The sequence below is a fragment of the Hyphomicrobium denitrificans ATCC 51888 genome (genome assembly GCF_000143145.1).
GTDB classification, from domain to species: domain Bacteria; phylum Pseudomonadota; class Alphaproteobacteria; order Rhizobiales; family Hyphomicrobiaceae; genus Hyphomicrobium_B; species Hyphomicrobium_B denitrificans.
The window spans coordinates 511,483-523,913 of sequence record NC_014313.1 but is presented as its reverse complement, the minus strand read 5'-3'; the positions used below and the strand labels follow the sequence as shown (position 1 = coordinate 523,913).

The 12,431-nt window shown below is 62.4% G+C and carries 12 protein-coding genes; 10 read left to right on the top strand and 2 right to left on the bottom strand.

Annotation, left to right across the window (positions count from 1 at the left end):
- Positions 1-134: 134 nt before the first annotated feature.
- Together HDEN_RS02440 and HDEN_RS02435 are read left to right on the top strand one after the other, a co-directional pair.
- Complete coding sequence (locus HDEN_RS02440; protein WP_013214537.1) at positions 135-1,580, top strand: HlyD family secretion protein; 1,446 nt, start codon at positions 135-137, stop codon at positions 1,578-1,580.
- A 14-nt stretch (positions 1,581-1,594) separates the two neighbouring features.
- Positions 1,595-3,565 carry a glycosyltransferase gene (locus HDEN_RS02435; RefSeq protein WP_013214536.1) on the top strand — a complete coding sequence of 657 codons (1,971 nt, stop codon included), beginning with the start codon at positions 1,595-1,597 and terminating at the stop codon, positions 3,563-3,565.
- Positions 3,566-3,580: 15 nt separating this feature from the next.
- Here the strand turns inward: HDEN_RS02435 and HDEN_RS02430 are convergent, their stop codons facing one another.
- Positions 3,581-4,141, bottom strand: coding sequence for a histidine phosphatase family protein (locus HDEN_RS02430; RefSeq protein WP_013214535.1), 561 nt, complete (start codon positions 4,139-4,141; stop codon positions 3,581-3,583).
- A 196-nt stretch (positions 4,142-4,337) separates the two neighbouring features.
- On the opposite strand from HDEN_RS02430, the gene HDEN_RS02425 reads away from it, so the two are divergent.
- The 8 genes from HDEN_RS02425 (at position 4,338) to HDEN_RS02390 (ending at position 10,469) form a co-directional block, all read left to right on the top strand.
- Complete coding sequence (locus HDEN_RS02425) at positions 4,338-4,547, top strand: CbtB domain-containing protein (RefSeq protein ID WP_013214534.1); 210 nt, start codon at positions 4,338-4,340, stop codon at positions 4,545-4,547.
- Positions 4,548-4,563: 16 nt separating this feature from the next.
- On the top strand, positions 4,564-5,310 hold the full coding sequence (locus HDEN_RS02420; RefSeq protein WP_041921782.1) for a CbtA family protein: 747 nt from the start codon (positions 4,564-4,566) through the stop codon (positions 5,308-5,310).
- A 73-nt stretch (positions 5,311-5,383) separates the two neighbouring features.
- Positions 5,384-6,259 (top strand): DUF1289 domain-containing protein, encoded by an 876-nt coding sequence (locus HDEN_RS02415; RefSeq protein ID WP_041921504.1) that lies wholly within the window; start codon positions 5,384-5,386, stop codon positions 6,257-6,259.
- Positions 6,260-6,395: 136 nt separating this feature from the next.
- Positions 6,396-6,767, top strand: coding sequence for a hypothetical protein (locus HDEN_RS02410; protein ID WP_013214531.1), 372 nt, complete (start codon positions 6,396-6,398; stop codon positions 6,765-6,767).
- A gap of 164 nt (positions 6,768-6,931) precedes the next feature.
- The gene (locus HDEN_RS02405) at positions 6,932-7,192 is read left to right on the top strand and encodes a hypothetical protein (protein WP_013214530.1); all 261 of its coding nucleotides are present in this window, start codon (positions 6,932-6,934) and stop codon (positions 7,190-7,192) included.
- Between the two features lie 80 nt (positions 7,193-7,272).
- Positions 7,273-8,136, top strand: a complete 864-nt coding sequence (gene hpnK / locus HDEN_RS02400) for a hopanoid biosynthesis-associated protein HpnK (protein WP_013214529.1) — start codon at positions 7,273-7,275, stop codon at positions 8,134-8,136.
- Between the two features lie 100 nt (positions 8,137-8,236).
- Positions 8,237-9,442 carry a bacteriohopanetetrol glucosamine biosynthesis glycosyltransferase HpnI gene (gene hpnI, locus HDEN_RS02395; RefSeq protein ID WP_013214528.1) on the top strand — a complete coding sequence of 402 codons (1,206 nt, stop codon included), beginning with the start codon at positions 8,237-8,239 and terminating at the stop codon, positions 9,440-9,442.
- A complete protein-coding gene (locus HDEN_RS02390; RefSeq protein ID WP_013214527.1) occupies positions 9,435-10,469 on the top strand; it encodes a lysylphosphatidylglycerol synthase domain-containing protein in 1,035 nt (344 codons plus the stop codon). The genes hpnI and HDEN_RS02390 overlap by 8 nt, the downstream gene beginning before the upstream one ends.
- On the opposite strand, the gene dxs is transcribed toward HDEN_RS02390, so the two are convergent.
- On the bottom strand, positions 10,466-12,412 hold the full coding sequence (gene dxs / locus HDEN_RS02385; RefSeq protein ID WP_013214526.1) for a 1-deoxy-D-xylulose-5-phosphate synthase: 1,947 nt from the start codon (positions 12,410-12,412) through the stop codon (positions 10,466-10,468). The two genes, HDEN_RS02390 and dxs, sit on opposite strands and share 4 nt — an antisense overlap.
- Positions 12,413-12,431 lie beyond the last annotated feature (19 nt).

Sequence of the window (12,431 nt, the reverse complement as noted above, 5' to 3'; positions counted from 1 at the left end):
TCTCTGAATCGGCCACCGATAATGACAAATTAAACTAAATTCTCAGCGTTTATTTATCCGGCCGACGTACAAATTGAAGCTTGCGAATTCCGATCAGCGCCTGACTTCAGGTTAGCCCGCAAGGTTCAATTGCAATGAAATATTCTCTCCATCGCGCACCCCGGCTACGTCAGACGGCGCAGAGCCAGTCGATCGACAATGCACAGGCGGAAGAGGCAGCCGACGCCGACTTCAACGCCAAGATGCAGCTCTCGTTTCTCGAGTCCGCGATCCAGGATTGGAAAGCTCAGCGCGCGACGGACAACGACAAAACCGAAAAGGCTTCCATCGACGCACCCGAAGCTGACGCTGCTCCGAAATCCTCGTGGCGGACTCCTCTTTCGAAAATCAAGCCGTCCACGCTTGCCAAGTCCGCGTTGGCGCTTGCTGTGGCGCTGGTATTGGGCTGGGCGCCTGCCGTCCGTCTCCTCGCCACGACGAGCGCCGAAGCCATCGTCAACGCCCGGGTAATCACACTGCGCGCGCCGATCGAGGGCGATGTGACGATGGCCGCCGCCGCCACCGACATCGGCAGCACGTTCCACAACAACGAAGAAATTCTGACGATCCGCAACCGCCGTGCCGACTATTCGCATCTCGACAGCCTGCGCCGCGAGCGCGACCAGCTCGGAACCGCCATCTCGGCACTTGAAGCCAAGAAGCAGCTCCTTGAGCAAAACCTCGTCGAGCTCAGCGAGCAACAGGAGAATTTCCGCGTCGGACGCATCACGCAGCTCGATCAGCGCATCCGAGAAATCGACGCTGACCTGGCCGCCACCGAAGCGCAACACGACATGGCGTTGCAGACATTGACCCGCGCCAGCGCACTGAGAAAAACGGATGCCGTCAGCCAGGCTTATCTCGATAAGGCGCTGCAGGACGAACGCGTGACCAAAAACACGATCCAGAGCCTCACCGAACGGCGCAAAGGATCGATGGTCGAGCTCGAGGCCGCACGCAAGTTCATCTTCATCGGCGACAGCTACAACGACACACCGCAATCCGCGCAGCGCAAGATGGAAGTCGCGCTGGAATTGGCCGACGTTCGCGCCCGCCTCGAAGGCAGCAAGGCGGAGCTGGCCGTCCTCATGACACGCATCGACGCGGAAACGCGGCGAAACGAAGAGCTGTCTTCCGCCTCGATCCGCTCGACCGTCAACGGCCGCGTCTGGGAAATTCTCACCGCGCCGGGCGAACACGTCAACGCCGGCCAGGACCTCATGCGCCTGCTCGACTGCGGCAGTGCCATGGTCACCGCGAGCGTCAGCGAGACGACCTACCAGAAACTCCGCATCGGCCAGAACGCAACCTTCCAGCCGCGCGGCGGCGGCAAGGAATTGAACGGTCGCATCGTCGGCCTCAACGGTTTGGCGGCGGTGTCCTCGAACAGCGCCATCCAGCAGAGCATGCTGGCGCGCGAGCCCTACCACGTCACCTTGAGTTTCCCCGGCCTGTCCGAGGGCGCCGAATGTCAAATCGGCCGCTCGGGCCTCGTCAAGTTCGACACGTCGTCTCCTGGTGCCGTGGCTTCAGCTGACTGACCGGAGACGGCGTCATGACGTATGCAGCCGGCATGGGCTATTGGGATGCGCTCGCACCTGCGATCGTATTGCTGCTGATTGCGCTCGCAATCCTCCCATGGGTCAATCGCAACAACACGACGGTGCGTGTGATTGCGATCACCGTCTGCCTGTTCCTCGGCTGGCGCTACATGCTGTGGCGCATTTTCGAGACCATTCCCTCGCCTGAAAACCCAATCGACTTTCTGACCGGCCTGACGTTCACCGCCGTCGAAGCGATCGCGATGCTCGGCGCCACGGCCTCTCAAATCTTCCTGACTCGCACGCGCAATCGGACAGCCGAAGCCGATGCGAATGTAAAGCGGCTTCTCGCCAAGCCGCAGGTGCCGAAGATCGACGTGCTGATCTGCACCTATAACGAAGGCGAAGATATTCTCGACCGAACGATCATCGGCGCGCTCAACATCAACTATCCGAACTTCCGCATCTGGGTTTGCGATGATGGCCGCCGCAGCTGGCTCAAGGAATTATGTGACCGACGCGGCATTGGCTATCTGACGCGTCCCGACAATGCGCATGCGAAGGCCGGAAACATCAACGCCGCTTTGAAGAACCTTGCGGCGCTCGACGAGAAACCGGATTTCATCTCCATTCTCGATGCCGACTTTATTCCGCTGCCGGATTTCCTGACGCGCGCCGTTTCGCTGGCACTCGATCCCGACGTCGGCGTCGTGCAGACGCCGCAGCACTTTTTCAACCCCGATCCGATCCAAAGCAATCTCGCGGTAACGAAAGTCTGGCCGGACGAGCAGCGCTTCTTCTTCGACATCGTCATGGCATCGAAGGATGCCTGGAACGCCGCCTTCTGCTGCGGAACCTCGTCCGTCATTCGCTTCGACGCCTTGCAGAGCATCGGCGGCTTTCCGACCGACTCCGTGACCGAGGACTATCTCGTCTCTCTGCGGCTCAGGGAAAAAGGCTTCCGCACCGTTTATCTGAACGAGATCCTGTCTCTCGGCCTCGCGCCCGAAGGGCTCGCCGAATACACCACCCAGCGCGCGCGATGGTCGCTCGGCTTCGTGCAGATCTGCCGCGGCCATAGCGGCCCGCTGAAATGGGGCAACGGCCTGCCGTTCGTCGATCGCATCATGCTTTGCGAGACCTTCCTTCATTGGTCGGCAACGCATCTCTTCCGCGTCCTCGGCATTATCGTCCCGGCGCTGTATCTCATTCTCGATATCCAGGCCGTGCACGCCAACGTCATCGACGCGATCTGGTATCTGGCGCCCTTCATCGTCGTCCAATCCGCCATCTATGTCTGGCTGACGGAAGGGCGCGTGCTGCCTCTGATGACCGATCTCTATCAGATGCTCTGCGCTTCCGAAGTTCTGAAATCCGTCTGGTCCGGATTGCTGCGCCCCAACGGTCAGAAATTCAAAGTGACGGCAAAAGGCGGCGACCGCAGCAAGCAATTCATCCAGTGGCCGCTTCTGCGCATCTTCGGAGCGCTGCTGTTCCTGACCGCATTCGGCATCGCCAATGCATTCATCTTCGATCAGAGCCGGCCGCTCGCGGAGTCGAGCGCGATCGCGTTTTTCTGGAGCTGGTACAATCTCGTCCTTCTGACGTTGTGCTGCTACGTCTGCACCGAGCAGCAACAGCGCCGTACGGGAGACCGCTTTGACGTGCGCGTTCCCGTGAAGCTTACCGTCAACGGCGAGCAGCGCGACTATTTCGCGTCCGATCTTTCCGTCAGCGGCATGCATCTGATTGGCGATCTGCCGGTTCCAGTCGGAACACCGGTGAAGATCAGCTTCGCCGACATCTCGCTCGAAGCCCACATCCGGCGAACGACGCAAACAGGCTTCGGCCTGCAGTTCGAGGCAACCGACAAAGCCAAGATGAGCGTGTTGCGCTACATCTTCTCGTCGCCTCGCGGTGTGACGAGCGGCAACATCAAGCCGCATCTGCTCGCACGCGCTGTCGCTGCGCGCGTATTCCGCTAGCGAGCATTCGCGTCATCACCCGTTGAGGGACTTCAGCGTCCAACGCTTGCCGTTCGAGCCAAGCTCGACGATGCCGAGCGGCGCGATGTCGATGCGCCAGAACGATACCGGGTTCGCCTCGAGCGCGACGACGACGGCCGCGCGGATGACAGCGGGATGCGTTACGGCGACGCTCCGGCCCTGGCGCTCCGGCGCCGCCCTCAACCAGTTCGCGACGCGCGCCAGAAGCGCCTCGACCGACTCGCCGCCGTGCGGGCTCGCTGCCGTATCCGTGAGCCAGCCGACCATCGCCTCCGGCTCCGACGCTTCGACATCGGCGAACGTCCGCCCCGCCCATCGACCAAGGTCCATGTCCCGAATGAGAGGCTCGATCTTGGCATCGACATTGAGCGCCGCCGCCGTTTCGACCGCTCGCCGCGCCGGGCTGGTCCAGGCTGTTAAGAACTGCGGCAAATCGCCGGAAAGCGCGGATGTATCGCGCCGCGCCTTCTCGTCGATGCCCTCATCCAAAGGGAACGCCGCCGCACGCGTTGCAGCCGTCGGAGCATGTGAAATGAGCGTCAGCCGCTGGATCATGGGCGTTGCTTTACATTGACAAAGGCTCGGATCAACCTATGGTGGACCTTCGCACGTCATGGGTAGGAAACCGGTGAAATTCCGGAACGGTCGCGCCACTGTGATCGGAGGATGCCGTAAAGCTCCAGCCGAAAGTCAGACCCTCTTGTGATGGGCCAAAGCTTGACCGGGACGCGCAATCCCAAGGAGGCCCTTAATGGCATATTCTTCCGTCATCCAAGACACCGTTGCAACACCCATTCCGGTCCGTGAGATTCTGCCCTGGGCAATCTTCGGCGGACTGCTGTTCCTTCTCGCGATGTATTTCATCGGCGTCGAGGAAGGCGCGATGGCGATCTTCAATGGCATGTACGTGCACGAATTCGTTCACGACGGTCGCCACCTTCTCGGCTTCCCCTGCCACTGATCAGACGCGAGATAAAATCATGGGACAGTTATTGCTCCGCGGCATGCTCGCGGGCCTTTTTGCTGCGCTTCTGGCATTCGGCTTCGCGAAGATCGTGGGCGAGCCACAGGTCGATCGCGCCATTGCATTCGAAGAAGCACACGTCGCCGCTGAACAACAGGCGCGTGCCGCCAGCGGCGCTACCGCAGAGGCGGAAGAACCTGAACTCGTCAGCCGCGAAGTTCAGGCAGGGTTGGGACTGCTCACGGGCATCGCGATGTTCGGTACCGCTTTGGGTGGACTTTTCGCACTAGCCTTCGCATTCGCGAGCGGCAGGCTGCTGAAGTTCCCGCCGCGCACGACGGCCATCGTCATCGCCGCGGTTGGATTTCTAGCGCTCTACGTCGTGCCCTATCTCAAGTACCCAGCAAACCCACCTGCTGTCGGTGCCGACGATACCATCGGCTATCGCACGCAGCTCTACTTCACGATGATGGTGTTTTCCGCGGCAGCCCTTGCCGTTGCCGTAGCTCTCGGACGCGCGCTCTCTTCGAGCCTGGGCTCGTGGAACGCGACGATCGCGGGCGCGCTGGCGTACATCGTCCTTGTCACGATTGCCGGCTACGCTCTTCCGACCCTCAACGAAGTCCCGAACGACTTCCCGGCCGATCTCCTCTGGAAATTCCGCACCGCCTCTTTCGCGATCCAGGGCATCCTCTGGGCGACGATTGGGCTGGCTCTTGGAGCTATGGTCGATCGAAGCCAGACGCGAACGGCATACTGACGAGCGATATGATCGGGCCGCTCGCAAAGCGGCCCGAAGCATTTACGGCCATCATCATATTAGGGCAGTCGATTTGGCACGGCACTCGCCTTGCGTAGGCATCTGTAAACTCGATCCCGCTACCGGCTTTTGTATTGGTTGCGCGCGTACGGGCGGCGAAATCGCCGACTGGATGGCGATGGACGATGACCGGCGCGATGACGTCTGGCGTCAGCTGCCGGAGCGCCTCGCCAATCTCGCAATCCGCGTGCACCTCCTGCCCTGGACGCCCGCCGAAATCGCAATCTGGACCTGTGAGCAGATCTCGGAACGACAGGGCACATGGGTCACCGGCGTCCCGGGCGCCGTCGCCGAGTTTCCGTGCACGCCGGATCGCCGCATCGGCATCGACACCGGCGACGGATCGCTGATCGCGCGCGCCGACGATTCCACATTTCGTCTGCGCGTCAACGAGCGGCTTCGCGCCTTCGCCTTCACCGACGGTGGACCGATCGTGCTCGCCATGCCGCGCGCGCGAGCAAACATGACGGAACACACGACCGTTCAGGATCTCGGAGCCGATACCGACGCGATAAGCACCGCGCATCGGAGCGACCGCCTGTTCGACTTCGGGATCGGCCGCAAGAACGCGCGCTTCTGCGTACGTACCGGCGACAGTGGGCTCGCCGAACGCCTCACAAGCCAGATCGGCCGGTCCTGGTCCGATCTCATTGCCGATATCGGGCCGGACATAATCGCCGCGAGCCCGCACCGCGTCGTCGAATCAGCGGCGGTACGTATCGAAGTTTACACGCCGATTCCGAGACCGGATCAGAAGTCTGCTTCCGGCGCGCATACTCATTTGCTCCCGGAATTCCTCAAAACGGGCGAAGAAATTCCGGCGAGTCTGGCGCTGCCCGCCTTTGCGATGCCGGTCGCGATTTTCTATCCCACGCCGGTCACAGCTTAGACATCTGCAGCCCGAACCTAAGTTTCTCCCGCTTTGTCCCCAGCCCGCCGCAGCTTACGCGCGTTCAGTGTTGAGACGACCGCGCCGGCGTAGTACGCAAGTCACGGGATCACATTGAGAACAAAGAGAGGATCGCATGCGCAGCGCCAGGCTCGGAACTCTGCTCGTTGCCGCTTTCTGTTTGGGCTCATCCGCCGTCAGCGCGCAGGACGCGCCGCCGATGCAGTCGTCCTTTTCGGCTCTGATCGCCAAAGACTACGAAATTAAAACGGTCACGGTCGTCCCGCTCGAGGTCGCCAAGCGCGCCACCGAGTCGGTGAGAACAGATACCGTGATCGTGACGCTGCAGAACAAGCAGTCCGTTGCCGTCTGCTACCTCGCGTTCGCCAACTGGGCGTTCATGAACAAGACGTCGCTCGACACACCGACGCTTTGCGAAGTTCGTGAAGGCGCAGCAGCCGAACCGCAGGCGACGTCCAATCCGCCGCCGCCCGGAACGACGCCTTAAGCGTGGTTAATGCGCGCCACGCAAACGCACGGCGCCGATCGCACCGGTTCTCATCGTCGTTTTGCGGAAATCCGCCACAGTTTCACCGCCACGCGCCGATCAATTGAGCATCTTACAAATGCGATGAGGCATTCACGCTTCTCGCGGCAATTGTGGGACCTCTGATGAAAGCGACAAGTTGGGTTCTCGCGGCAGGATTCGCGACCGTGGCATTCGCCGCAACCGCGAGTCTCGGCCACGCCCACAGCGGCACCGCCGACGAACAGGCCGCGTGCACCGGCGACGTCCTGAGCCTCTGCTTCTTTGAAATTCCAAACGAAGATCGGATTGTCGCCTGTCTCAACCGCAAGCGCGATCGCCTGAGCGAGGCGTGCCGCAACGTCATCGATCCGCCGCCCAAGTCGAAAAAGCCTGCCAAGCGCTGAAAAGCCCGAGTTGGCAGAGCGGCGTCCGCAGTCGTAAAACGCGTCTCGAATCACGAGCGTCTCGTTTTCGAGGAGCGGCTTTGAAGAAACTCATTGTGACGGCCGACGACTTCGGCCTCTCGCTGCCGGTCAATGAAGCCGTCGATCTGGCGCATCAGCATGGCATTCTGACAGCAGCAAGCCTGATGATGGGAGCACCGGCCCGCGACGACGCCATTGAACGCGCGCGCAAGCTGCCGCGTCTCGGCGTCGGACTTCATCTCACGCTCGTCGACAGCTGCCCCGTTCTTCCGCCGACCGAAGTGCCGGGCCTCGTCGGACAGGACGGACGCTTTTCGACAGATCCCGTCAAATTCGGAACCGCGCTGTTTTTCTCGAAAGATCTTCGCCGTCAGGCCGAAGCGGAGATCACCGCGCAGTTCGAGGCCTTCCGCAAGACCGGCCTCACGATGGACCACATCAACGGCCACCAGCATTTCCACATGCATCCGGCGATCTCGAAAATCATCGCCAGGCTCGCCAAGGATTTCGGCAACCCGCCCGTGCGCATTCCGGTCGAGCCTCTGTTTCCGTCCTACACGGCAACGTCGGATCGTTTTCGCGACCGCTTGTCCGGATGGGTGTTCTTCTACGCCCAATCGCGGCTTCTGCGGCGGCGCGTGCGCGCGGCAGGCCTCGGCGTCAACGATCGCGTCTTCGGCCTGAACGACAGCGGCGCGATGACCGAAACGCGCGTTCTCCAGTTTCTCGACAAACTCCCGAACGGAACGACGGAGTTCTACTTTCATCCCGCCACGCGCCGTTGGCCGGGCGTCGACAACCTGCCCGACGATTACCGCCCGATGGAGGAATTCGCTGCCCTGACGAGCCTCAACGTCAAAGGCAAGGCCAACGCGCTCGGCATCACGCTCGTCCCGTTCCGCGAGGCCGTTCGCCGCGCTTGATCGGCGGCGTCCCGAAGCGCTCGAAACGCCATGCCTGCCGTGCTATGCCCCTTGCCGCCGGACGGCGCGTCGCGGCGTAAAACTCGGACCTGAAGCCGTTATGCCGTTCATCGTCTTTTCCATCTGGCAGTTCGCGGGCATTGCCCTCGGCGTCGCCGGATTGGCCTACCTGATCCTGGCGGTGCGCGCCGTATCGCGCTTCCGCGAGCGCGCGGTTTTTGGCGCCGAACCACGCCCCGGCGTTTCCGTTTTGAAGCCGGTCTACGGCACTAGCCCGCAACTCTATGAAAGCCTGCGCTCGTTCTGTCTGCAGGATTATCCGAAGTACGAGGTTATCTTCGGCGCGCACACGGCCGACGATCCGGCGATCGAGGTCGTCAATCGGCTGATCGCAGAAAACCCCGGCCTCGATCTCCGCCTCGTCGTCGATGAAACGCTCGCCGGACCGAACCGCAAGGCGGCGAACCTCGCCAACATCGCGCGAACGGCGAAGTACGACCTTTTCGTCCTCGCCGACAGCGACGTGCGCGTCGACCCGGACTGCGTCGCCTCGATGGCCGCGCCGTTCGACGACAAAACCGTCGGCGCCGTCGCCTCGATCTACAAGGGCTGGCCCGCCGACAACACGCCCTCACGCTTCGGTGCGCTTTACCTCAACGATTGGTTCGTGCCCTCGGTCACCGTCGACGTCGATCTGCGCGGCATCGACTTTGTCTTCGGAGCCATGAGCGCCGTGCGCCGCGAAGCGCTCGACGCGATCGGCGGATTTGACATGCTCGCCGGATGCCTCGCCGAGGATTTCTCGATGGGCCGCTTCGTCGCGCGCCGCGGCTGGCGCGTCGTGCTCTCACCCTATGCCTGCGATACCGTCGTCGCGGAACCGAGTTTCGCGTCCATGTTTCAGCACGAAGTGCGCTGGCACCGCTCGGAACGCGCCTGCCGCCCGTTCGATCAGTTCATGGCCGTCGTCACGTGGCCGCTCGCGCTGCTGCTGATCTTGTTACTGCCGCAACCGAGCATCGTCGGGCTGTCGATCATCGGCGCGCATGTCACGCTCAGGATCATTCTGCATTACCTCGTGCGCCGGAACTTCCGCATCGCCACGCCACCCGAGCCGTGGCTCGTGCCTCTGCGCGAATGCGTCTGTTTTTTCGCCTGGGTCGCAGGCATGTTCGGAAACAACATCAAATGGGGCAAGGAAACCTTCAGCATCCGCGCTTATCGCAAGCTGATGGCCGCCGAAAATGCGGCGCACGCCGCGGCGGCAACCGGCCCCTCCATCTCGAAAGCGTCGCACGATGTCTGATGAGACTGGTCAAAAGCGCGTCGCACGGTCGGGCCGCGTGAAAACCGGCGTCGCGCTCTGCGCTCTTGCAGGCATCGCGCTGGCGATCGTGCTCGTCGTTTATTTCGGAACCGCCGAAGTCGGAGATGCTTTTCTCGCGGCCGGATGGCAGGGGCTCGCCGCGATGACCGGGCTCTATCTCGCCTCTGTCACGCTCTGCGCCTTCGCCTGGCAGGTTCTCGCGGTCACGCCGCCAGGCAATGCCGTCGCCGTGTTTCATTGGGCGCGCCTTCTGCGCGACAGCGTCGCCAACATCCTCGCAATCATTCCCGGCGCCGGCGAAGCTATCGCCGCGCGCGAGCTGACCGTCTCGGGCATGAAGTCGGGCGCGGCAATTGCGACAACCGTCATCGACGTCACGATGGAAATCGTCAGCCAGCTGTTTTTTACGTTGCTCGGCCTCGGATTTCTCGCCTGGATCCGCCCGGGCGAACCTCTCGCGTGGTGGGCGCTGGCTGGCCTCGCGATATCGGCTGTCGCGATGGCAGGCTTCGTCGCCGCCCAGCGCAGCGGCCTGTTCCAGTTCCTGCAGTCGCTCCCCGACAAGCTCGGCCTGACGGCTCCCTGGAGCGCCGACGATCAATCGCAGAACATCCACGCCGCCATGGAAGACATCTACCGGCAGCCAAGCCGCCCGATCATTTCGACGATCCTGCATCTCGTCGCGTGGATCGTCGGCGCGGCGGAGGCGTGGATCGCCCTGAAGTTCATGGGCCACCCGCTCGGCTTCGGCGAAATCCTGGTGATCGAAAGCCTCGTCTTCGCGCTCCGCACGATCGCATTCATCGTGCCCTGGGCCGCGGGCGTTCAGGAAGGCGGTTACATCGCCATCGGCGCGATGTTTGGCTTGACGCCCGAAGTCGCCCTCGGACTGTCGCTGCTGAAACGCGCGCGCGAGCTGTTGACGGGCGTGCCGGTTCTTCTCGTCTGGCAGGCGATCGAAGCACGGCGCCTGCTCAGATCGCCGCGCAACGTCGAAGGCCGCTAACCGCGGATACGGTGTTCCTGCGCGCTCGCTGCTTTGTCGAGCTGCAACGCGCTGCGAACCGTCTCGACGATGCCGGACGCCGACAGTCCCGCCTTCTGGCACATCACTTCCGGCTTATCCTGATCGACGAAGCAATCGGGCATCACCTTCGAGCGCACCTTGAGGCCGTGATCCAGCAGGCCGTTGTCGGACAGATACTGCAGCACATGGCTGCCGAAGCCGCCGATCGAACCTTCCTCGATGGTGACGAGAACCTCGTGATTCTGCGCCAGCTGCCGGATGAGATCGGTATCGAGCGGCTTCATGAAGCGCGCATCCGCCACCGTCGTCGAAAGACCGAGCGCCGCGAGCTGATCGGCAGCTTTCAGCGCCTCGCCGAGCCGCGTGCCGAGCGACAGCAACGCAACCGTCGAACCCTCGCGCAGAATGCGGCCCTTGCCGATCGGTAGAACCTCGCCGACTTCCGGCATCTGCACGCCGGTGCCTTCTCCGCGCGGATACCGGAACGCCGACGGACGATCATCGATCGAAGCCGCGGTCGCGACCATGTGCTTGAGCTCGGCCTCGTCTGCCGCTGCCATGATGACGAAGTTCGGCAGGCACCCGAGATAAGCAAGATCGAACGAGCCGGCGTGGGTCGCGCCGTCGGCCCCGACGAACCCAGCGCGATCGATCGCGAACCGAACCGGCAGGCTCTGGATCGCGACGTCATGCACGACCTGATCGTAACCGCGCTGCAGGAACGTCGAATAGATCGCGGCGAACGGCTTCATGCCTTCCGTCGCGAGACCAGCCGCGAACGTCACGGCATGTTGCTCGGCGATGCCGACGTCGAACGTGCGATCCGGAAACTCGCGGCCGAAAACATCGAGCCCTGTGCCATCAGGCATCGCCGCCGTGATCGCGACGATCTTCGGATCTTTTTTAGCTTCGGCAATCAGGCTATCCGCAAACACGCGCGTATATGACGGCGCCGCCGCCTGCGGCTTCGCCTGCACGCCCGTAACGACGTTGAATTTCGCAACCCCGTGATACTTGTCGGGTGAAGCTTCCGCAGGTGCGTATCCCTTGCCCTTCTTCGTCATGACATGGACGAGGATCGGACCCTGCTTGGCATCGCGCACGTTCTTCAGCACGGGCACCAGTTGCCCGAGGTCGTGCCCATCGATCGGCCCGACATAGTGGAAGCCGAGTTCTTCGAACCACGCTCCGCCGCCTTGCCACAGACTGCGCGTGTATTCCTCGACGCGCGCCGCACGCCGCTCCCAGCTCTTCGGCAACCGCTGCGCAAGCTGCTTGGCGAAATCGCGAACCGCGAAGTAGGACGCACTCGACGTCGTGCGTGCGAGATACGATGAAAGCGCGCCAGTCGGCGGCGCAATCGACATGTCATTGTCGTTGAGGATGACGATCAGCCGCTCGTTGCGCGCGCCCGCATTGTTCAGCGCTTCGTAGGCCATGCCGGCGCTCATCGCACCGTCACCGATCACGCAGACGACGTTCGTATCGCCGCCGCTCATATCGCGTGCGACGGCCATGCCGAGGCCAGCCGAAATCGACGTCGACGAATGCGCCGCGCCGAACGGATCGAATTCGCTTTCCGTGCGCTTCGTGAAACCGGAAAGGCCATTCGGCTGCCGCAACGTCCGAATGCGATCGCGGCGACCGGTCAGAATTTTATGCGGATAGGTCTGATGGCTGACGTCCCAGATGAGCCTGTCGCGCGGCGTGTCGAAAAGATAATGCAGAGCGACGGTCAGTTCGACGACGCCAAGTCCGGCGCCAAGATGCCCGCCAGTCACCGACACTGCATCGATCGTTTCCGTTCGCAGTTCGGCCGCGAGTTGAGGCAGATCCGCTTCCGCCAGCTTGCGCAGGTCGTCCGGTGTCTTGACCGTGTCGAGAAGAGGCGTTTTGGATGACCGGCCTACAACTGCATCCATTCCCACATCCCCCAAATGC